The 20,534-nt window shown below is 46.9% G+C and carries 22 protein-coding genes; 7 read left to right on the plus strand and 15 right to left on the minus strand.

The genetic code is table 11. The features are described from left to right. Nucleotides 1-15: 15 nt before the first annotated feature. The 9 genes from G493_RS0106335 to G493_RS0106375 form a co-directional block, all read right to left on the minus strand. Complete coding sequence (locus G493_RS0106335; RefSeq protein ID WP_028579702.1) at nt 16-297, minus strand: HU family DNA-binding protein; 282 nt, start codon at nt 295-297, stop codon at nt 16-18. Nucleotides 298-415: 118 nt separating this feature from the next. After that, entirely contained in the window at nt 416-1,183 is a 768-nt protein-coding gene (locus G493_RS0106340) for a pseudouridine synthase (protein WP_028579703.1), read from the minus strand. A gap of 10 nt (nt 1,184-1,193) precedes the next feature. After that, nucleotides 1,194-2,966: a UbiD family decarboxylase gene (locus G493_RS0106345; RefSeq protein WP_035273818.1), complete on the minus strand. Its 1,773-nt coding sequence runs from the start codon at nt 2,964-2,966 to the stop codon at nt 1,194-1,196. A 26-nt stretch (nt 2,967-2,992) separates the two neighbouring features. Continuing rightward, nucleotides 2,993-3,208: a hypothetical protein gene (locus G493_RS28085; RefSeq protein ID WP_035273819.1), complete on the minus strand. Its 216-nt coding sequence runs from the start codon at nt 3,206-3,208 to the stop codon at nt 2,993-2,995. A 100-nt stretch (nt 3,209-3,308) separates the two neighbouring features. Further along, the gene (locus G493_RS0106355; RefSeq protein ID WP_028579705.1) at nt 3,309-3,710 is read right to left on the minus strand and encodes a secondary thiamine-phosphate synthase enzyme YjbQ; all 402 of its coding nucleotides are present in this window, start codon (nt 3,708-3,710) and stop codon (nt 3,309-3,311) included. Between the two features lie 18 nt (nt 3,711-3,728). After that, entirely contained in the window at nt 3,729-4,169 is a 441-nt protein-coding gene (locus G493_RS0106360) for a glycine zipper domain-containing protein (RefSeq protein ID WP_028579706.1), read from the minus strand. A 10-nt stretch (nt 4,170-4,179) separates the two neighbouring features. Then, on the minus strand, nt 4,180-5,547 hold the full coding sequence (rmuC, locus tag G493_RS28090; protein ID WP_084813450.1) for a DNA recombination protein RmuC: 1,368 nt from the start codon (nt 5,545-5,547) through the stop codon (nt 4,180-4,182). Then, entirely contained in the window at nt 5,548-5,850 is a 303-nt protein-coding gene (locus G493_RS0106370) for a chaperone modulator CbpM (RefSeq protein WP_028579707.1), read from the minus strand. Nucleotide 5,851: 1 nt separating this feature from the next. Next, on the minus strand, nt 5,852-6,802 hold the full coding sequence (locus G493_RS0106375) for a DnaJ C-terminal domain-containing protein (RefSeq protein WP_028579708.1): 951 nt from the start codon (nt 6,800-6,802) through the stop codon (nt 5,852-5,854). A 137-nt stretch (nt 6,803-6,939) separates the two neighbouring features. Between G493_RS0106375 and G493_RS0106380 the strand changes: the two genes are divergently transcribed. The 4 genes from G493_RS0106380 (at nt 6,940) to gap (ending at nt 11,404) form a co-directional block, all read left to right on the plus strand. Continuing rightward, nucleotides 6,940-7,491: a shikimate kinase gene (locus G493_RS0106380; RefSeq protein ID WP_035273820.1), complete on the plus strand. Its 552-nt coding sequence runs from the start codon at nt 6,940-6,942 to the stop codon at nt 7,489-7,491. Continuing rightward, nucleotides 7,488-9,164 carry a glycogen synthase gene (locus G493_RS0106385; RefSeq protein ID WP_232363720.1) on the plus strand — a complete coding sequence of 559 codons (1,677 nt, stop codon included), beginning with the start codon at nt 7,488-7,490 and terminating at the stop codon, nt 9,162-9,164. The genes G493_RS0106380 and G493_RS0106385 overlap by 4 nt, the downstream gene beginning before the upstream one ends. Nucleotides 9,165-9,170: 6 nt before the next feature. Beyond that, complete coding sequence (locus G493_RS31865) at nt 9,171-10,073, plus strand: hypothetical protein (protein ID WP_028579711.1); 903 nt, start codon at nt 9,171-9,173, stop codon at nt 10,071-10,073. A gap of 326 nt (nt 10,074-10,399) precedes the next feature. Continuing rightward, nucleotides 10,400-11,404, plus strand: a complete 1,005-nt coding sequence (gene gap, locus G493_RS0106395; RefSeq protein ID WP_028579712.1) for a type I glyceraldehyde-3-phosphate dehydrogenase — start codon at nt 10,400-10,402, stop codon at nt 11,402-11,404. Between the two features lie 170 nt (nt 11,405-11,574). Here gap and G493_RS32930 read toward each other — a convergent pair whose 3' ends face one another. Together G493_RS32930 and G493_RS33335 are read right to left on the minus strand one after the other, a co-directional pair. Beyond that, nucleotides 11,575-11,748, minus strand: coding sequence for an ankyrin (locus G493_RS32930; protein WP_084813451.1), 174 nt, complete (start codon nt 11,746-11,748; stop codon nt 11,575-11,577). A gap of 74 nt (nt 11,749-11,822) precedes the next feature. Then, the gene (locus tag G493_RS33335; protein WP_153306443.1) at nt 11,823-11,963 is read right to left on the minus strand and encodes a hypothetical protein; all 141 of its coding nucleotides are present in this window, start codon (nt 11,961-11,963) and stop codon (nt 11,823-11,825) included. A 200-nt stretch (nt 11,964-12,163) separates the two neighbouring features. Between G493_RS33335 and G493_RS0106410 the strand changes: the two genes are divergently transcribed. Beyond that, nucleotides 12,164-12,931: a carbonic anhydrase gene (locus tag G493_RS0106410; RefSeq protein ID WP_028579713.1), complete on the plus strand. Its 768-nt coding sequence runs from the start codon at nt 12,164-12,166 to the stop codon at nt 12,929-12,931. Between the two features lie 271 nt (nt 12,932-13,202). On the opposite strand, the gene G493_RS28100 is transcribed toward G493_RS0106410, so the two are convergent. Continuing rightward, nucleotides 13,203-14,162 (minus strand): hydrolase, encoded by a 960-nt coding sequence (locus tag G493_RS28100; RefSeq protein ID WP_035273821.1) that lies wholly within the window; start codon nt 14,160-14,162, stop codon nt 13,203-13,205. 21 nt (nt 14,163-14,183) lie between these two features. After that, on the minus strand, nt 14,184-15,959 hold the full coding sequence (locus G493_RS0106420; RefSeq protein WP_028579714.1) for an SLC13 family permease: 1,776 nt from the start codon (nt 15,957-15,959) through the stop codon (nt 14,184-14,186). A gap of 738 nt (nt 15,960-16,697) precedes the next feature. On the opposite strand from G493_RS0106420, the gene G493_RS28105 reads away from it, so the two are divergent. Both G493_RS28105 and G493_RS0106430 read left to right on the plus strand, forming a co-directional pair. Then, on the plus strand, nt 16,698-17,627 hold the full coding sequence (locus tag G493_RS28105; RefSeq protein ID WP_035273822.1) for a cation diffusion facilitator family transporter: 930 nt from the start codon (nt 16,698-16,700) through the stop codon (nt 17,625-17,627). A 108-nt stretch (nt 17,628-17,735) separates the two neighbouring features. Next, on the plus strand, nt 17,736-18,086 hold the full coding sequence (locus tag G493_RS0106430) for a DsrE family protein (RefSeq protein ID WP_028579715.1): 351 nt from the start codon (nt 17,736-17,738) through the stop codon (nt 18,084-18,086). A gap of 271 nt (nt 18,087-18,357) precedes the next feature. Here G493_RS0106430 and G493_RS0106435 read toward each other — a convergent pair whose 3' ends face one another. Next, entirely contained in the window at nt 18,358-19,245 is an 888-nt protein-coding gene (locus tag G493_RS0106435) for an alpha/beta hydrolase (protein WP_028579716.1), read from the minus strand. Between the two features lie 4 nt (nt 19,246-19,249). Then, nucleotides 19,250-20,317 carry an iron-containing alcohol dehydrogenase family protein gene (locus G493_RS0106440; protein ID WP_028579717.1) on the minus strand — a complete coding sequence of 356 codons (1,068 nt, stop codon included), beginning with the start codon at nt 20,315-20,317 and terminating at the stop codon, nt 19,250-19,252. Nucleotides 20,318-20,534 lie beyond the last annotated feature (217 nt).

Consider the following 20,534-nt stretch of genomic DNA (forward strand, 5'->3'; position numbering starts at 1 on the left):
GCCACCAGTGGCTGATTATTTCTCTTTGTTTACTTGTTCCCTCAGGTCTTTACCTACCTTAAAAAAAGGAAGCTTTTTAGGGGCCACCTTAATTTTTTCACCGGTTTTGGGATTTCTTCCTGTATATGCGCCATATTCTTTGACCACAAAACTACCAAATCCACGGATTTCAATAGATTCACCCTTGGCCAATGCATCGCTCATGGTATCAATGATGGTATTGGTGATAGAGGCTGCCTCCCGAATGGGAATGTTCATCTCTTCGGCTAAGGCTTCAATTAATTCAGATTTGTTCATATGTTATGTCTCCCCTCACTTTTGGGTCAGTTATCCTCAATGGTTATGGGTGTATTCCCCGGACACCCATATACTAAAAAGTATGCAATAGTAACAACTTCTATTAAGCTATAAAAATTTAAGCAGGTATGTTTTTGATTGTAAAGGGAATTTTACCAGAAAAAATTTTTTTTAAATCTCGAAGAGATAGGGTCCTGTATTCTCCTGGTGCTAGCGCTCCAAGCGTCAATTGGCCATACGCTGTGCGTTTTAAATGTGCGACCGGATGCCCAATTGCCTGAAACATTTTACGAACCTGTCTTTTTTTGCCCTCATGGATAATGATTTCTATCCTTGTTTTTCCCTTAAGCTGCTTGAGAATACGAAGTCTGGCTGGTGCAGTTTTTCGTCCTTCCAATAGGATTCCAGAGGAAAGGTTTTGCAAACTGCTTCCACTTGGTTTACCTGTCACGGTAGCCACGTAGGTTTTTTTTACCTCATATTTGGGATGAAGAATGTAATTGCCTAATTCTCCATCATTGGTCATCAGTAAAGCGCCTTCCGTATCAAGATCCAGCCGACCAACGGGAAAAAGACGGGCATCTATGTCCTTTATCAAGTCTGATACGATGGGGCGACCCTGAGGGTCTGACAAGGTTGTTACATATCCGCGTGGTTTATTTAGCAGAATGTAAATTTTCTGTTCTTCCTTTACAGGGTTGCCATCCACGGTGATCGTATCGCAGAGAGGATCGACTTTGTATCCCATTTGGATCACTGTCTGTCCATTGACCTGAACTCTTCCCTCTGCTATCAATGATTCAGCCTCTCGTCTGGAGCAGACTCCTGAACTGGCTATTATTTTCTGTAGGCGGTATAAACTGCCGGTCTGTTTTTGTGCACTCATTCCCTGATATTCAACGCAAGGATGCCGGCAGGATAGCGTGTATTTTTCCGTCTACCAGCTTTTTGGTGGCTTCATCCACTTCGAGGACATCTGTGTACCATGGTTTCATCCGACAGTCAAAAACAATGGGTGGTTCGAGGCCAACATGATAGCGTTGAACAACCTGGGATGCTCCGTGAATGTCATTGGCCGGTTCGAACCGGGTGAAAAACGTCCAGAGAAATTCTTGAAGGTTCAAGGTTGCTTCTCTGGTGGAGTCAACCAGGAGAATCACTGGCCATGTTTTTACACCTGGATGTCTTGCAAGTCGTTGGCCAAGGTCAGGTGTGCTTTCATAGGACGGTCCTTGAACCACCAGGGTACCTGGCAGGTAAACATGGGGTTCATTGCATTCTTCGGGAAGACTTCCATTGAATTCACGAGGGAGATCGCGTATTTTTTCCCTGCCAAGGCCAAGCATCATTGCTTTGGAGCCCTTGTTCACAGAGGGACCTGTATAATCAAGAGTATCCTGGGACACGTTGGCAAAGATAAACAGGTCGCGATCCCATTGAATCCTTTCCAGAATATGGGGCCACAGTACCGGGAAATCACTGACATCAATGGCGCCATCGGTAGCCAGGAGAAACTTGGTCAGGCTAAGTTGACCTTCACCCAGGATACGCAAGCCTGCGGCAAAGGCCTCCCTTGGGTAGCGATCGGTCACTCTGGCTGCAGCTAAACAATGAAATCCTGTTTCTCCGAATGTTTTCAGTTGCTGCACTCCTTTCATAACCAGTGGAAAAAGCGGACTGAGGAGTTCCTGCAGGAAATCGCCGATAAAAAAGTCTTCCTGACGGGGTCTTCCCACTATGGTCGCCGGATAAATTGCATCCGTGCGGTGATACATGTGCGTGGTCTGGAAAACAGGGTAGTCGTGCTGTAGAGAATTATAGCCGTAATGATCACCAAACGGGCCTTCAGGGCGTCTGATTTTTGGAGGAACCATCCCTTTTATGGCAAATTCCGCTTCACTGACAAGGTCATATCCTCCCCTTGGGTCGTGTACCATATCGAGTTTTTTTCCCTGCAATAGAGAAGCCAGGACCAGTTCCGGAATATTTTCAGGCAATGGCGCGATAGCAGCGAGCATCAAGGCTGGAGGCCCACCAATGTAAAGGGTCATGGGAAGAGCCTGATTCAGACGTTCAGCTTCAAAATAATGGAATCCTCCACCTTTATGGATCTGCCAGTGGATGCCTGTGGTTGTATCATCAAAGCGCTGTATACGATACATCCCTAGATTGTGTCCATGGTTTTCAGGGTGCTCTGTATACACAAGGGGCAGGGTTACAAATGGGCCGCCATCGGAATGCCATGATGTCAGCATGGGAAGCTCGGTAAGTCGGGATGGGGCCATGCAATTTTCTAATATGGGGCCTTTTTTCCGTGTTTTCATGCCCAGCTTCACCCCTTTCGTAAAAAGAGACCGGGCGTCCCAGAGAGTGGAAAGCTTTGGCGGCATGGAGCTCTCAACCAGGTTAACCATTTGCTGGACAAATTGTACAGGTTCCTTGCCAAAAGCAAGTTCCAGTCTCTGGTTAGTACCAAACAGATTGGTTACAACCGGAAACCTGGAGCCTTTGACATTGGTAAAGAGGAGGGCGGGACCGCCTTGGGAAATGACCCGACGATGGATTTCTGCGATTTCCAGGTAGGGGTCAACCTCTGCATCAATGGTGAGAAGCTGGTTGTTTTGTTTTAGCAGATCAATATAGGAACGTAGATTGTACAATGGTGGCATGGCAATTATGTAAAAAATCTGGGAGGTTAATGGTGGTGATCTGGATCGTCTAAAAACAGGGCGTGATATTCCTGTTCGCTGAAATGAGCACGCATAACCGCCATGAGGGTGTCGACAATGGCGTTAATTTCCTCGTCGGTCATACGGGGGATAAGTTGTGTTAGAAGTTCTTCTTTACTGAACTGCTGTAGGAATTCACGTAGTGAATTTTCATCTGTTTCTCTGTCAAAACCAAATATCATGTCAGGCTGTTTTCTTGTAGGTCAGAATATCGTGTGTCGGCACAGGTCAGCGAATGGATACCGTTACAGACCTGCGTAGATAGATTCCCGTTGGCGGTATTTATGCTGTCAGGATCTGCCACCAGAGTTTTCTGCTCCGGGGGCCATCGTATTCGCAGAAGAATATCCTCTGCCAGGTACCAAGTTTCAGGCTTCCGTTTTCAATACATACATTTACAGAACTACCGGTCAAGGTTGCCATCATATGGGAGGGTGAGTTGCCCTCTCTGTGTCTGTATGGATAATCCCGAGGAACCATTTGTTGAAAGACCCCGACGAGGTCTTTCTGTACATCGGGGTCAGCGCCTTCATTTATGGTAATACCTGCAGTGGTGTGCGGATTAAAGACCGTACAGAGCCCGGAGTGAATCCGGTTATGCTGCACAATGGCTGCAATCTCTGCGGTAACATCGATCATTTCCATATGTGATCGAGTAGTTACCGACAATTCCCCACTCAGCATTATAAACCTCCAGAAGTGTTATTGCAGTTGCCACTGGCCATATTGGTCTCTGCATGCAGTGGTGTTGGTTATTTCACGTTTACCGTCAATGATGGCTTCGATTTGAGCCTTACGGCATGGGGAACCACCAGCATTTTGATAAGCAGGCTGTGGCGTGACCATGTACTGGCTGCCTGTATCGGGATTCACCCAGGATGACGGCTGGTTGGACATTCCACGCTCATATACGTGGTTTAATTGTTCTTTATCGTATTTGTCCATCTCGTTGCCCACAATATAGCCCAGCATAGTGCCCACGGCGGCACCTATGAGCGTGGCTTCCGTATTGTGGCCGATAGCCTGTCCAATAAGAGCACCGCCGGCAGCACCCCCAAGTGCACCGGTCTGGCCTTTGTTCATATTCGCACATGAAGTCAGGAGGCATAATCCGACCAAGGTTAGCGCTGTGTACAGTTTCATGGTTTTCTCCTTATGATAGAGTATGATTAATTTCCTGAAGAACATCATCCAGCTTACGGTTAGTCTGCACACCCAGTTCCCGGAGTTGCTCTGTACGGGATATCAGGTTCCCCTGACCAGTGCTTATCCTTTTGTGAGCAGTCTGCCAGGCCTGCTGAGTTTGGTTGAGGCGCTGGCCGATTTCTTCAAATGATTCCACAAAACCTACGAACTTATCATATAAACTGCCTGCCTGTTTGGCAATGATTAAGCCGTTGCGATTCTGCTTATCAAGTCGCCACAGATAATGAACTGTTCGCAGGATCGCCAGAAGTGTTGAAGGGCTGCAGAGGATAATATTTTTACGCATGGCTGTATGCAAAAGAGTACTGCCGTGCTCTACAACCATATGGAATGCTCCCTCAACAGGAATAAATAATAAGACAAAGTCCAACGTCTGTATTCCTTCCAGTTGGTGGTAATTTTTTTTTGCCAGGCCCACCACATGCCTTCTTACAGAGTCCAGGTGAGCTGTTATATGCTGTTTTCTTTTCTCTGTATCTGTTTCAGCATATGCTCTGGTAAATGCCTTGAGCGATACTTTGGAATCAATGACCACATCCCGTTTTCCAGGAAGATGAACGATAATATCCGGTTGACGTCTTGCTCCAAGCTCGTTCTGCAGATTGACCTGTGTCTCAAATTCCACGCCTTTTCTCAGCCCGCATTGCTCCAATAAGGATTCCAGGAGTACTTCCCCCCATTGCCCCTGAAGTTTCGTTTTGCCTTTCAGAGCCTGGGTTAGGTTGATGGCATCCGTACTGATTCGCTGGTTAAGGCTTTTTAGATGTTCTATTTCTTTCAGCAGTCCCTGTCTGTCTTTGCTTTCCTTGTCATAAATATCGTCAACCCGATGCTTGAAAGTAACCAGTTGTTCACTGAATGGTTGCAGCATGAGTTTGAGCGTGGATTCATGATTATGGTTAATCAGATTGCTTTTTTCAGTCAGAATTTCACTGGCCAGGAGTTCAAACCGTTGTTCGATCTGGTTTTTATTCGCTTCCAGCAAATAATCACGTTCAGAAACAATGGCCTCCATCCCCTGCAGTTTTGCTTCAAGTGCCGCATTTTCGCGACTGAGTTGCTGGTTTTCCCTGGTAAGCCGTTGTTCATCCCGCTTGATTTGTTCGAATGCCTGTTCACAGGACCGTGTCGTAGCTTCAGCCTGTTGCAGCCGCAGTTCGTTAACCAGCAGTTCCCTTTTGCTCTTGCCCAAGACTATAATGAGCAGAATAAGGACCAGCAGCGCTCCAACACAAAAGCCTGTAAGGGCGGATATAGAGTCTATATGCTGGAAATACTGGTTAAAGGTCTGCACGAAATGGTTTGTCGTCGCCACTTATCTCCGACGCCTGCGCTGTTTCAGGTCCTCCAATTCATCTAGCAAATCTAATGCCAGAGCACATCCTGGCAGGTTAACACGCAGGTCATGATGTAATCTCAGGGCAGTCTGGACACGTTTTATTTCCACAGCAGTAAAACGCCACTCCATGGGGGCAGGTTCAATGGGGTGGATAACACCCTCTTCAATCATTTCGTGCAGCAGTTCCGCTGTGACTCCGCAGAGACGGCACATATCCACAAGGCTGCAACGCAGATCCTCGTCTAGAACGGTCCCTTCCAGGTAATGAATTTTTCCCATGCTATACTCCTAACTCGTTACGAGGATTAACGGGCATTAACTGCGCCATCTTTCGATACAGTGCTTTTTGCTCTTCTGTCACGGCTGCCGGGACAACCACCCGCAGGGTGACGATTTGATCTCCCGTTTTATTCTGACTGCATAATCCCTTATCCTTCAGGCGAAGCTTCTTGCCTCCCTGGGAGCCGGCAGGTATCTTCATCTGCACGTTTCCTCCCAGAGTGGGAATAGTTACAGTAGCTCCGAGAGCGGCCTCCCACGGGGTAACCGGTAAAGAAAGATGAATGTCTCGTTTTTCTGCATGAAAAAAGGGATCCTCGCGGAAGGCTATTTCCAGATAAAGGTCTCCGGCAGGACCTCCGCCAATGCCCGGAGTGCCCTGGCCCTCGAGACGAATACGCTGTCCCTCTATAATGCCTTTTGGGATGGCAACATGGAGTGTGTGTGGTACGGTAACTACCCGGCCGTCGGCATGCATTTCAGCTCTGGACAGAGTAATCGTCTGTTTGGAGCCATGGAAGGCATCACGTAAATCAAGCAGTATTTTCGCGTGACTGTCCTCTCCTTTCATGCGATAGGATGTGTAGTGGCGCCGTGTTCCCCCAAACTGCGATTGACCAAAAAGGGCTTCGAAAAAATCGCTGAAGCCGGATGCGTCGCTTCCGGTATAATCAGCTCCACTGAATTCAAAACCCGCATCCCAGTTAGGAGGAGGTGTGAAATCCTGGCCATTTTTCCAGTTACTGCCAAATTTATCATAGGCAGTACGTTTTTCCGGGTCTTTCAATACCTCGTATGCTTCACCGATTTCCTTGAATTTGGTTTCTGCACCAGCTTCTTTATTGATATCAGGGTGGTATTTTCTTGCCAGCTTACGATAGGCCTGTTTAATTTTGTCCTGAGTCGCATCCCGTTCAACACCCAGAATCTGGTAGTAATCTTTGTATTCCATAGGCTATCATGTCTGAATTGTAAGGAGTTTAGTAGGTGTTAATACCTTAAGGTCAGCATCATGAAAAGAAAAGAACAAAAAAGAGGTTACTTTCTGCTTGCTGATCGTGTCTGCTATCTTTTATTGTTAATACAATCATGAATATTTCAACAGAACACCCATATCACAACCTGTTGCTAACAGGATTCAGGGCAACTGGAAAATCTTTGATTGGTTCGCTTCTAGCCCGGGAACTTCAATATACTTTTGTCGATAGCGATGTTGTCCTCTGTGAGCGACAGGGGATGACAGTCCAGGAAATTGTATCCGAGTATGGATGGGCTGCGTTTCGAGCCCTTGAATCAGCAGTGCTCCAGGATGTATTAACGGCCAGACATACTGTGCTTGCCGTTGGTGGAGGCGCCATTGAGCATACAGCGATTTGGCCTCAGTTGATGGAGCAGTATTACGTTGTCTGGCTCCGTGCCAGCAGGGACACCATCTGCTCTCGGATGGGACTGGATGGCAAAAGCAGTCATCAACGTCCTTCTCTTCTCGGAAAATGTGCCAAACAGGAGGTAGAGGAACTTCTTGAAAAACGGATACCTCTTTATGATGCAGGATCACATTTTGCCATTGATACTGATACACTTGGACCTGAAGAAGTGGCTGGAGCCATTCTTCGTCATGTTTCCGGATTGATGCAATGACTGACCTATTTGAACAACATGAGACAATGAGAACGGATGGCTCCCAGATACAGGCGAAGTCAATCTTACTGGTATCCAGGGAGTATGACACTATTGCTGGTGCCGGCGGAGTAAAGGATGTTTGCAGGCAACTGGCAGAAGAGCTGGCAAACAACGGATACCCTGTACAGGTTATTTTACCCAGGTATGGTTTTTTTGATGCCAAAAGAGCTGGGTTTACCCCTTTGCCGATTGCCTGTTGCCCTTCCGGCAAGGTGAATGGATATGCTTTTCCCAGCGTATTCAGTGTGGATATGAATTATGCGGAAGAGGAAAGGCGTGAACAGGTCGGGATATGGCACAACGAGTTAAATGGTGTGCATATTTATCTGATCGAGGCAGAGCGTTTCGGTGAAAAACTCGGAGTGTATACCTATACCAGGCAGGAAGAGTTGTTGAATGGCAATCACAGGCAGGGTGACGGCCATTTTGATTATTTTGCCATGAACATCCTTCTGCAGAAAACGGCTTTGGATGTCTTAATACTCACGCAGAAGGTTCCCTGGATCATTCATTGCCAGGACGGACATGCAGCAACATTGCCTGCGCTCATGAGAGAGAACAGCGGTTACCGTCACTATTTCAGATCCTGTGGTGCTGTGGTTACGATTCACAACGCTGGAATCGGGTATCACCAGGATGTGGCAGACCTCGATTTTGCACATGCCATAACAGGGTTACCCAAATGGTGCGTGATGAACCACCTCCTGGGCATGAGTTTTGACCCTTTTATAGTATCTTCTTCCTATGCTGTTCTGAACACGGTCAGTGAAAATTACGGCAGGGAGTTGCAGGAAACCCGAGAAGATGCGCGAACCGGATGGCTGGGGCATGCCCTGAAGGAGCGTAATGTACAGATACAGGGGGTTACCAACGGCATCAATCCGAAAGCCTTTTCTCCCGATAACCCTGAAGTATTAGGATTGGCCAATGGTTTTGATGTGCTGCATGGGAACCTGGATGGCAAGGCAGACTGCAAGAAATATATTTTGCAACAGACGGGTATGGTCAGGCAATGGGAAAAGGTTGAACAGTTCGGTACCTTGTGGAATGCTCCTGAACAACCATTATTTACCTTTATCGGCCGATTAACCGGGCAGAAGGGGGTTGATCTTCTCCTGGATTGCCTGGATACGTTTTTTACAGAGCATGACAACTGCCGGTTTCTCATACTCGGTTCAGGCAATGCTCAGATAGAAAAACAGTTTCAGCAATGGGCTGAGGAGTCGGTATTGCTGGGAAGGTTTTGCTTTTTAAAAGGGTTTGATACCCAACTGGCCAATCAGGTTTATGCTGCTGGCGATTTTTTCCTCATTCCCTCCCAATATGAACCGTGCGGGCTCACTGATTACATGGCACAGTTACTGGGTAACCTCCCTATCGTTCACCATGTGGGAGGACTGGTAAAAGTGGTGGATGGTGAAACAGGCATCGCTTTTCACAAACATTCTTCCGACGCGTTGGGTGAAGCCATGGAACGCGCATTGTCCATGTATGCAGATACCCCGCGTATGCGCAATATGCAGAGGGCGGCTGTAGAGAAAATTCAACAGCAGCACACGTGGCAACGTGTCATGCAACAGTATCTGGCATTGTATCACCAGGCCTCGGCAATGGCCTGTCTGGAAAGGTAATTTCATATGAGTATACATCATCAAGCGTTATCCCTGTCGGCATCTCAAATAGATACTCCCTGGTTTGAGCAAAGAAGGGATCATTTTGTCCGGCAGGCTGTGGATGATTTCTTCGATTTGCTTAAAAAGTATCACCATCTGTACGGGCAATACAGGAGAGTGTTTAAAGGTGAATGTACGGCACGTGCCCTCCTGACAAATCCGCAGGCCAGGAAATTGTGCGAGATATTGTTTGCAGGCCTGTCAGATATGTTAGGCTCTGAAAACAGTAGAGGCACACTCTGGCGTTTGAAGGATTTGTGTCATAGTATCTGGCCAAAGCAGGCTCGTGGTGAAAGTATGCACGGGTCACTGATTGACTGGCTGGTTGGGTCTATTTTTCACGAGGCCATGAAGCTCAAGGAGAACCTCTACCTGTTACAAAATTATGGCCAGGCGGTATTCAACCTTGAGCAGGATGATACTAGAAGTTTTCGGCCGGCCCAGGGGCTGGAGGTTTTTTCCCAGGTTGTTGATGCCAAGGGGTTGTTCCAACGGATTGCAGATGATGTCCTTGTTCAAATAGAACAGATAGGATTACTCCTGGGGCAGACAAGTTATCTTTTGCGTCGGCTGATGCCTGAACTGGCGAGAAATGCGCTGGTGGTTCGTCTTTTAGTAGAGCATGAAGAAACGGTCCTTGCTTTGTGGGGTGAGAGCCTGACAAATGTATTCAACGATATGTTTATGGGAAACGCTGCCTCTGGTTTTTGTGCTGCAGGAAGAAATTATCTGGCCGGACAATGGTATAAACAGAGTTTGGAGGTCTATGAGAGGGCCCTGAGCCTGGATCCATCTCATGAAGAAGCTATAACAAAGACCATTCAACTGCAGGCGATACTCAAGGATGATTGCTGCATCCCGAAATAATAATCAGTGCTGGTGTGAGCCCAGGGTAGACATATCCGATCATCTGAAGTGAAATGTGGTATGATAAGGGATACGTAACTGCTCACAGCGCACCTGATCTTTCCGCGATCAGTCTGGTTTACGTATAAGCAAATACGCGTCACCAGCCTGCTTGCAAAAATGTCAGGCTCCCTGTAACCAGTTATAAAGGCGGAAGACTTTCAAATTTGACCGTCGCACCTGTGACCAGTTACGACTCAAAACTAATTGAAATATCAGTGTTGTTAACCCCGTGATCAGTTACTATCTGCTGAATCGAATCACCTTTTCAAGAAAGGAGAATTGCTATGGGCATTAGAGTCGGAATTAATGGGTTTGGCCGAATAGGCAGAAATATTTTTCGAGCCATGAGTAAAGATGAGGCATTTGCTGACATTGAAGTGGTTGGGATTAATGACCTGACCGATGTGAATACCATTGCCCATCTGTTGAAATATGATTCCATCATGGGCACCTTTGCAAGGGATGTCCAGGCTGCGGAGAATGGAATACAATTGGATGGCACATTTATACCAGTGACCGGTCATCGTAATCCGGCCGAGATACCCTGGGGTGAATTTGGAGCTGATTATGTTCTTGAGTGCACAGGACTTTTCAGGGATATGGAAAGTGCTAAACCGCATATTGATGCTGGATGTAAAAAGGTAATTATTTCTGCACCGGCAAAGGGGGAGGTAAAGACCATTGTTATGGGGGTCAATGAGGATGAATACGACCCAACCGAACACCATGTTGTTTCAAATGCATCCTGCACCACTAATTGTCTTGCGCCTGTTGCCCAGGTCATTCTGGATAATTTCGGTATCATGCGCGGCCTGATGACCACTGTCCACGCCTACACCGGAGATCAGCGGTTGTTAGATTTTCCCCATTCTGATCTGCGACGTGCCAGGGCTGCAGGGCTTTCCATGGTTCCAACAAAAACAGGGGCTGCCGCTGCTGTGGCCTTGGTCATTCCGGAGTTGAAAAACAAATTCGATGGTCTTGCCGTCCGTGTACCAACGCCAGATGTTTCGTTGGTCGACGTAGTGATTGAAGTGGAAAAGGAAACCTCAGCAGCCGATGTCAATAAAGCTTTGCAGACCGCGGCGAACAGATACCTGCGCTATACGGAAGAACCTCTGGTATCCATTGATTTTCAAGGCGATCCTCACTCATCCATTGTTGATGGACTCTGCACCAGGGTCATGGGTACCACGGTTAAGATCATGAGCTGGTACGACAATGAGTGGGGATATTCCAACAGGATGCTGGATCTGGTTTTGCACATGGACCGGGCCAGTGTACTCTGATACTGAACGGGAGGAGGACTTTCTCCAAATCGTTTTGGACCGCAGGTGACAGTTGTATTTTTGATAAAAAAAAACCGGAATCCCAGGTGAAATCTACCTGCAGAATCCGGTTTTGTGTTTCAGGGCACCACTCCTTAAAGTGCCCTGAAAGACCTGCTATAGTCTGGATATCATTCGTCGATATATCCCTTGCCCTTGCAGGTCGGACATTCCTGGTCAGGGGTACAAACCTGACCGTCATCTGCTTTTGACCCCTGCCACTCGCTGCTGGTCTCGCAAACGCCTTCGATTACTTTTTTTCCCTGGCAGGTTGGACAAACTGTTTTCTTTTCTTCCTGTGACATTACTACCTCCTTTGATGATTGGAAAACTGACTGCTTCTATGAGATAACTATAAACGAATATTTAGGAAAAGCAATCATTTCAATTCTCCCTGCACGAGATCAATTCTGTGTTGACCATCTCTGCACCGGATAGCCTTGTAGCTCCATTTCCCCCATTTGGATAAGGTGTCGGCAGCGAGTGATACGGCTTTTTCTGTTTCATAAGAAATGCTCATACGAACTCTCTTTCCTGAATGCGAGGAGCACGGATGAAAAAAGTGTTATCTTTGTGAATCGATTAAAAATAAGAAGACATTTTCCGGATCATTCTTATCATTACAGAGGGTTGTGTGAACGTCTCGTAAGCGAGAAAATTTGAGTTTTTTTCTTACGGAAGTTCGCTCATATTTTTTATTTTTGAATAGGAGGTATTACAATGCGAAAAAAAATTGCTGCTGTATTTTTAGTCGTCAGCCTTTGCACTGGCAGTCAGGTTTTGGCCCAAGAACATGAGCAAGAGCATGAACATGGACACGTTCACTGGGGCTATACAGGGCATGAGGGGCCAGAGCATTGGGGAGGTCTTGCAGAACCATTTTCTGCCTGCAAGGATGGAAGAAATCAAAGTCCCATTGACATCGTGCCAAACCTTGACGCAGATCTCTCTCCATTGACAATTACCTACATTCCCGGGGGAAGCGAGATCATCAATAATGGCCACAGTATCCAGGTCAATTATACTGCAGGCAGTACGTTGACTCTTGATGGGCAGGTATTTGAACTGAAACAGTTTCATTTTCATACCCCTAGCGAGAACACCATTAACGGTGAATCCTTTCCCATGGAAGCTCATTTTGTTCATGCAGATAAAGATGGTAATCTTGCAGTATTGGCACTGATGTTCAAGGAAGGAACTGCAAATAAGGAACTGGCTAAAGCCTGGGCACAAATGCCTCAGGCTGTTGGTGGTCAGGAGAGCCTGCACCAGACCGTTGATGCAGCAGCATTGCTGCCCGCGAATCAGGGATATTACCGTTTTAACGGTTCATTGACGACCCCACCTTGTTCAGAAGGTGTACACTGGATTGTGCTCAAAGAGTCTGCCCAGGCTTCTAAAGAACAAATCGCTCAATTTTCGAAGGTGATAGGGGTACCTAATAACAGACCGGTGCAACCTGTTAATGCCCGTATTGTTGTAGAGTAAAATCACTGTAGCGCGTTGGCAACACTGTGCTCTTTCCGCGATCAGCCTGGCTTAGGTATGATCCAATATGCTGCGCCAGCATGATTGCGAAAATCTCAGGCCCTGTAAGCCGTTACAAAAACAGGGGAGTTTCAAGTTTATTTGTTTCCCTGACGAGTAGTTACCTTTCATCACCGGCTGCCGGCTGGTTTATAACCAGTCAGCAGCCGGTCAGTAGTTCCTTGCGTTATATTCCTTCCTGATAAGAACTCCTAAATTGTTCACAACAGCATTATTGTATGTGTTTTAAATGCATTTTTTCAAAATAATCAGGAATATATTCATCCAGCAAGTACCTTATCCGCCAGGGCCAGGTGCCGGCTATGAACCCTACGTGGCCACCGTGTGCACACATTTCCAGCCTGACATGGGGAGGGATTTCATAGTCTTCTTGCTGTAAGGGATACATGAAGGGATCATCTTTGGCCAGGAGGATATATGTGGGTACCGTAATGTCCTTCAGGAAATTTGCCGCACTACAGGTTGAGTAGTACGTTTTAGCATTGCTGAAGCCGTTTATCGGTGCGGTGATGTGGTCGTCATATTGCTCAAGGGTTCTCAGCGAATTCACATGTATATCAGGAAGTTCCTGATGTTGTCGTTTTTTTTGAATCCAGGTGCGGCGTAGTTTGTTGAGAAGATAACGCTGGTATATTCTGGATGCGCCCTTGGTCAGCCGCTTTGCCGCCATTTCCAGGTGCAAGGGAACTGAAATGGCCATGGCAGCGGTGAGCAGGGATTTGTTCCCCTGTTCGCCAAGATATTTCAATAATATATTGCCACCCAGGGAAAATCCTACGGCTCCCTGTATTGGAGTTCCTTTGACGTACAAGTGATTCAGAACTTCATGCAGGTCGTCACTGGAGCCGGAATGATAGGAACGGGCAAGCCGATTGGTTTCTTCGCTGCAGCCGCGCAGATACATAAAAACAGGTCTGAAGCCTCGCTGCTCAAGAACTTCTACCAAAGGTCCTGCGTAATGGGAGTCCATGGAGCCTTCCAGGCCGTGAAGGATAAGAATTCTCGGGCCCTGACAACGGAGGCTGTGGTCCAGGTCTATGAAATCGCCATCCTGCAGTTCTACTCGTTCCCGGCGCAGGTTCAGTTTGGGAGTATGGCGAAGTATTTTGGGTAACAGGGTCTGTACGTGGCCATTGCGGAGCCAGAGTGGGGTGAGGTTAGAACTGGGCATATCTATCAGGTGTGTAAGAGTTTAAAAAGGCCAGAATATCGGGATCAATATCGTTGCTGCTGCTACAACGAAAATATTAAGTGGAATACCAAGTTTGAGGTAATCTTGAAAACTGTAGCCACCTGGTCCAAAAACCAGAAGGTTGGTCTGGTATCCCACGGGGGTGGCAAAACAGGCACTGGCTCCAAAGCATATGCCGATGATAAACGGTTTTGGGTCCACACCTATACCTGCGGCTGTTGATATGGCAATGGGGAGCAGCAGGACGGCAGTCGCATTATTGCTGAGAATCTGGGTACTGATGCTGGTGAGGGCAATCATGGCCCCCAGGATAATACCGGGAGAAAACTCGCTGAACAGGTTGAGGAAGGTTTCTGCATAGAGCTGACTGGTCCCTGTTTTCTGCATGGCTGTTCCCAGGGCAATGGTCCCGGCGATCAGCAGCAGCACATCACCCTGGAGTGAGCGATAGGCATCGCGCATCTGCAGGCAGCCTGTTATAATCATAAGAAATGCAGCTGTAAGTGCGCAGGTCATGATATCTGCCAGACCAAGGGTTGCTGTAATGATCATTGCAATGAAGTTGAGTATTGACCACCAGGCTTTCTTTTTGTTGACGATTTCTTCATAAACATCTTCAACAATAAGGTAGTCACTGTTGCCCCGGAGGGTTTCGAGTTTGGAGCTGTCACACCATATCAGCAGAATGTCTCCAACTTTCAGCCGCACATCCTGAATTTGACGTTCACTCATGTGCAGGTTGGACCGTTTAACAGCAATGATGTTGATGGCAGAATCTGTGGCCAGATCACTGTCTGAAAGCCGTTGACCACGCAGGGAAGACTGGGGTGAAATGATGAGTTCCACCACCATTGAAGCATCTTTTGTTGCTCCCAGGGAGAGGCCTCGCTCGGATGGAGGAAGATCGACATTTTCGGAATTTAAAAGTTCTACAAGGTCGTTAAGCGATCCTTTTACAAAGAGAATATCACCTGGCATGATATTCTTTTTTTCCCTTTCCGGATGAAATATGTGCGAATTGGAAACCAGTTCAAGAACATCCAGACGGGGATATTTTTCTTTAAAGAGTATGCAAGGACGCTGGCCTATGAAAGGACTTGTCGCTGGGATGTGGAGTTCAGCAAGATATTTCTGGTGATCCTGATCCTGCAGTTGGCAGATTGGATTGGCAAGGGCAGGAAGTATCTTTGGTGCGATAAACAGGAGAATGGTAATACCGGTCAGGGCAATTGGCACACCTATGATGGCGAGTTCAAACATATCAAGACCGGGAAGACCAGATGCAACACTTAAATCGCTGATGATGATGTTGGTGGAAGTGCCTATAAGCGTACATGTTCCGGCAAGGATGGATGCATACGAAACGGGGATTAGAAATTTAGAGGGACTCAGGCCAAATTCACAGCACATGGTCATGACAACCGGTATAAACAACATAACAACCGGTGTGTTGTTTATAAAGGCTGAAGCCAGGGCTACGCTTAGAAGAATGATAGCCAGGGCAACGTGAAAGCTGCCTTTGGATAGAGAAATGACTTTTCGCCCGAGAAATTCCACCCCGCCGGTTTTCATCATGCCTTTGGAGACGATAAACATAGCTGCCACGGTGACAACCGCAGGATTGGAAAAGCCGGCAACAGCCTCTTTTGGTGACAGAATTCCTGTTACCACCAACAGAACCATTATGCCTATGGCTGTTAGATCAACTCGGATTTTTTCGCTGATGAGAAAATAGAGCGTTAATACAAGGATGATTGTGGTAAGCCAGATTTCCATGATGCAGTGGTTTCCGGTCCATTATTCCAGGACTATGATGGTAACAGAGAACTGATTACTAACGAATGTCTGTCCGTAAATCGTATTTTTCGGAGTCTCATTGCTCGCTTACCTGCCCAATGTTGCGTTATGCTCAAAATTTTATCCTCGAAGGCAGGCGAAGACTCCCATATCGACTATATGTCTGTGGTAAAATGTATGGCACGACCTCAACTTGTATAAATATCCGCAGTTATGAACAGGCATTAACCATCCGAAAAGTATTCAGGCTATCGGCTTATTCCAATAACTGTTTTTAATGGTTCCATGACGGTCGTACTTGACCCATTGAAACAATCATGGGAATGAGTTGAAAGATCTACAAGATTGAATAATGTATTTTTATCCGTGGGCCTCATGCAGAGAGATAAGTATCCAGGCGCAGTTGGGCAAGGAAAAAACGCGGGTAATGTGTGGAGATCAAACAGCTAATGTTGTATTATAACCAAATTTTGGCTCTATCCGTGGTGTATCCAAACATGTTTTAATGCTCTGAATTTGTGCGATATGCTCTTTTGCTCCATGCGTCGCAAAAAAAAAGCATTCTTGCCTCGTGAAACCATACCTTTTTACGGAAGACGTTTAACACGTTCCATGGGCAGCCCCTTGCAGATATGTGACTTCGATTTCTCCAACACTTTGCGGTTGGTTGACTTCCCGTGAAAAGCAGAACTTTTTATTCTATATTATTTTGATACAATGGACCATTCGCAAAAAAAAATTCGGGCAGCCAGGGTTTCTATAGTCACTGCCGTTTTTTTGGCAGTAATGAAATTCGCTGTGGGAATATTTTCCGGCTCCATGGCAGTGCTGTCATCAGCCATTGATTCAATGCTGGACATTGTTATGTCTGGAGTAAATTATCTTGCTATCAGCCATGCGGAGCAGCCCGCGGATGCCAATCATCCCTACGGACATGGTAAGTTCGAGACCCTGGCAACGGTAATACAATCAGTAGTCATAGGTGGCTCGGGCGTATGGATAATCATAGAGTCTGTTCAGCGACTGATGTCCGGGCATGCACCAGGAAGACTGACCGGAGGCATTATTGCCCTGCTCATAAGCGTGGGGGTATCTTTTGTGCTGAGTCGCTATTTGAAGCAAGTCGCCAGGCAGACCGACTCTTCTGCCCTGGCAGCCGATTCACTTCATTTTTCCATGGATATTTACACCAATCTGGCTTTGTTGGTCGGTTTGGTGGTAATGTCCTTTTTTCACCTGGCCTGGATCGACAACCTGCTCTCCATTGTGGTGGCATGTTATATTATTTTCGAAGCAGGCAAGCTGGTTCGTCTGGCCTTACGTGATGTATTGGATGAGCAGCTTCCTGAAGATTTGCGGCGGCAAATAATAGAAATAATAGTAAAAAACAGAAGTAATGTTTTCTCTTTTCATAACCTGCGTACACGTCGAGCGGGCTCCCAGAAGCTGATTGATTTTCATATGACAGTCTGTAAGCATCTTTCTGTGGATGAAGCCCACAGATTGACTGAAGACATTGAACAGGATATCAGACAGCTGGTTGCAGGAGCAGATATCATGATCCATGTGGAGCCATGCGAACAGGCTGGCTGCAATGGTCCGGAGGACTGTACTCAACTGGTGGACAAAGAAAGAGAAACGAAGTGATTGCTTGTGTAATTCTCAAGTCTTGTAGTATCTTCAGTTTTGGGGGAACACTCGTTTTTGCATCAATATTTGGAGAAGCTCAGTTACTCGCTTAAAGGGAGAAAAAACATGGCGAATTTTCTGTTTGTACTTCGTGAAAATGATAACGAAAAGGCAACTCGTTGTTTCCAGTTTGCTAAAATAGCCCATTCAAAAGGACATACTGTCAATTTGTTTTTCATTGATAGTGCCGTTGACTGGGCGGTAAAAGATAAAGACGGAAGCATGAAAACCGTTACCGGTGACTGCCCTGATGACTATCTCCCCTACCTGGTGGAGAATGAAGTTCCTGTGGGTGTTTGCACGCCGTGTGCCAATAATCGTCAGCTTGACGAGGCCGCCTTTCATCCGAATATGGCCCTTGATGGAGGTCCTCACCTGATTGACATGGCAGCCGAAGCAAAGGTGTTTAATTTTTGATAACCGGTGGTCAGTATATTGTGCCAAACTGGTAATCGTTAGAAATAATATATCCTATCTGCGTGAACTGCTCACAGGGAGATTCTACTGATTTTTTTTGTGAGCACTTGCCTCTTTTCTTGCTGAATCCGTGATGATCCAAACTCGAATCTGGTAGCGTTTACTGGTGTGAGAGCACTTGCTGCCGGGGAATAGTATGGATTGATATGCTGCTTCTGGGCGATCACGGATTCATGCCCGTAGTCTGAATGAATTCTCTGGCAAAAGGTGATCAAGGATCAGACTGACTTTTCAGCTGCTGGTTGTGAATAAATGCAGCTACCAGCCTGGACAATGGATCTGCTTTCTCTACAAAGCCTTCAATGGTGGAAAAGTGATGTTTTCCCTGTTGTATATGCAGATTTGCCTGTAAGTTTTTAGCATGCCATGCCCGCAGATATGTCTGGGCTTGCCGATGAAACTCTGCAGATTCTTCCGAACCAAGGGAAACGAGCAAGGGAGGCCCCTGTTGAGGAACGATATTCAATGGGCTTTGATGGTAAATAATCTCATGGGAAAGCGTAACGTTTTGATATTGGGAAGAGTAGCGCAAGGGGCGAAGATCATAGATCCCGGATATTGGAATACATCCCTTTATGAGATTATCCGGCAGGCCATAGTCTTTTTGCCATGGGGTGGAAGCCATCATGGCGGCCTGCTGTCCTCCTGCCGAGTGCCCGGCAACGAACAAACTGTTACGGCAGCCGTGGAATGTATCGGCATGCCCATGAAGCCAGGCAAGCAGTGCTCTGTTCTGTCTGGTGATTTCGGAAAGAGGTACACCGGGGCATAAACTGTAGTTGGCTACCACAACTGTGATCCCATTGGGAACAAGCCCACGGGCAATAAATGAAAAATCCCGGCTGTTTCCAAATCGCCAGGAGCCGCCGTGGATGAAGACCAGCACCGGGGCACCGCTGGATTGAGCCGGGAAGATATCCGCATATTCATCAAGAGTCGGGCCATACCTGCACCCTAAGGTGCAGGTCAACTCAACTCTGGCCTGTTTACTTTCCTTTCGATACCACTCTATCCAATTCCTGCCATCATGGATGGACAGGCCAGGATTATACTGGCGTTCAATCTCTTTGCTGCAGGAAAAGTCTCGGTACAACTGCACGGTGTTACATCTTTCTATACAATTCCAGCACGCGTTCTTTGGTCATAATGTCCTGCCAGTCCTTACCAAAGCAGTTTTCCCAGAGAGGCACCAGACCCAGAGCAACGTTGGCCATTGTGTCCATCTGCTCAGGAGTGAGATCTTTGGTCAGGTTGCGGGGAAGGGTGATATCGTGTTTTTCCATCATCCTGCGGAATTCGCGAACTCCTTCAGGGTAGACATCTTCCAGGTAATCAAAAGTAATTGAGCAACCTATGCCATGATGGGTTCCCAAGACAAATGCGAGACCATAAGAAAGTGCATGGCAGGCACCGACCTGGGAATAGGCGATGCTCATACCACCAAAATAGCTGGCCATCATCAGCTTATCATCTTTTTCCGGGTGGTCTTCAAGAAATACCTGGCGGCACAATTCCAGGGATTTTTCACCATAGGCTTTGCTGAACTCGTTCAGATAGGTGCCTTCAAGGGATTCAATGTCATGGATATAGCAATCCATACCGGTGTAGAACCATTGCTCTTTGGGAACACCTGCAATTAATTCAGGATCAAGGACTATCTGGTCATAGAGTGTATAATCCGAATTAATGCCCAACTTCTTTTCTGGTCCCGTTAAGACGGTGGTGCGGGAGATTTCAGCACCTGTACCGGAAAGGGTAGGCACTGCGGCATGGTACACGGCTGGATTTTTAATCAGGTCCCAACCCTGATAGTCCGCTGCTGAGCCGGGATTGTTGAGCAGCAGGGAGATTGCTTTGGCAATATCCATGGTAGCTCCCCCTCCGATACCTATGATTCCGCTGGGTTTTACCGGCATGGTCTTTTGGATCTGAGCGACCAGCTGATCAATGTATTGGGTTTTGGGCTCGTCATCCACATTGACGTGGAGGATGATATCTTTCCCTTCTACAGGAAGTCGGCCTTCAAGAGGCTTTCCCTTGAACACATCATCAAGGACAAAGACCATTGTGGAGTCAACGGAAGTCCGTCTGGGTTGGAGAATATCGCCAAGTTGGTTAAAGCAGCCGCGGCCAAAAATAATGTTTGGTACAATCTTAAAATTTCTATACATGGAATTCTGTTGTTGTTGTTTATCTCTACCCTGGTCAGGGCTATGTGTTGTTTCTGAGTTTAGTGTGGAAACAACCTGTGATCTTGTGGGTCAATTGATGTACAATATAGTGAAGTATAATAATATGAGGCGATTGTGAAAAAATATTTTTTACCCATGCGTAGCCGGGTTGCCTGCGCATGTCTTCCACGCCTTTAACATACCATTGGATCCCACT

This window comes from Desulfogranum japonicum DSM 18378 (assembly GCF_000429945.1).
Classification (GTDB): Bacteria; Desulfobacterota; Desulfobulbia; order Desulfobulbales; family Desulfobulbaceae; genus Desulfogranum; species Desulfogranum japonicum.

Coding starts and splice junctions, on each gene's coding strand:
- G493_RS0106335 (WP_028579702.1), bottom strand. CDS start 297: ATGAACAAATCTGAATTAATTGAAGCCTTAGCCGAAGAGATGAACATT.
- G493_RS0106340 (WP_028579703.1), bottom strand. CDS start 1,183: ATGAGTGCACAAAAACAGACCGGCAGTTTATACCGCCTACAGAAAATA.
- G493_RS0106345 (WP_035273818.1), bottom strand. CDS start 2,966: ATGCCACCATTGTACAATCTACGTTCCTATATTGATCTGCTAAAACAA.
- G493_RS28085 (WP_035273819.1), bottom strand. CDS start 3,208: ATGATATTTGGTTTTGACAGAGAAACAGATGAAAATTCACTACGTGAA.
- G493_RS0106355 (WP_028579705.1), bottom strand. CDS start 3,710: ATGCTGAGTGGGGAATTGTCGGTAACTACTCGATCACATATGGAAATG.
- G493_RS0106360 (WP_028579706.1), bottom strand. CDS start 4,169: ATGAAACTGTACACAGCGCTAACCTTGGTCGGATTATGCCTCCTGACT.
- G493_RS0106370 (WP_028579707.1), bottom strand. CDS start 5,850: ATGGGAAAAATTCATTACCTGGAAGGGACCGTTCTAGACGAGGATCTG.
- G493_RS0106375 (WP_028579708.1), bottom strand. CDS start 6,802: ATGGAATACAAAGATTACTACCAGATTCTGGGTGTTGAACGGGATGCG.
- G493_RS0106380 (WP_035273820.1), top strand. CDS start 6,940: ATGAATATTTCAACAGAACACCCATATCACAACCTGTTGCTAACAGGA.
- G493_RS0106385 (WP_232363720.1), top strand. CDS start 7,488: ATGACTGACCTATTTGAACAACATGAGACAATGAGAACGGATGGCTCC.
- G493_RS31865 (WP_028579711.1), top strand. CDS start 9,171: ATGAGTATACATCATCAAGCGTTATCCCTGTCGGCATCTCAAATAGAT.
- gap (WP_028579712.1), top strand. CDS start 10,400: ATGGGCATTAGAGTCGGAATTAATGGGTTTGGCCGAATAGGCAGAAAT.
- G493_RS32930 (WP_084813451.1), bottom strand. CDS start 11,748: ATGTCACAGGAAGAAAAGAAAACAGTTTGTCCAACCTGCCAGGGAAAA.
- G493_RS33335 (WP_153306443.1), bottom strand. CDS start 11,963: ATGAGCATTTCTTATGAAACAGAAAAAGCCGTATCACTCGCTGCCGAC.
- G493_RS0106410 (WP_028579713.1), top strand. CDS start 12,164: ATGCGAAAAAAAATTGCTGCTGTATTTTTAGTCGTCAGCCTTTGCACT.
- G493_RS28100 (WP_035273821.1), bottom strand. CDS start 14,162: ATGCCCAGTTCTAACCTCACCCCACTCTGGCTCCGCAATGGCCACGTA.
- G493_RS0106420 (WP_028579714.1), bottom strand. CDS start 15,959: ATGGAAATCTGGCTTACCACAATCATCCTTGTATTAACGCTCTATTTT.
- G493_RS28105 (WP_035273822.1), top strand. CDS start 16,698: ATGGACCATTCGCAAAAAAAAATTCGGGCAGCCAGGGTTTCTATAGTC.
- G493_RS0106430 (WP_028579715.1), top strand. CDS start 17,736: ATGGCGAATTTTCTGTTTGTACTTCGTGAAAATGATAACGAAAAGGCA.
- G493_RS0106440 (WP_028579717.1), bottom strand. CDS start 20,317: ATGTATAGAAATTTTAAGATTGTACCAAACATTATTTTTGGCCGCGGC.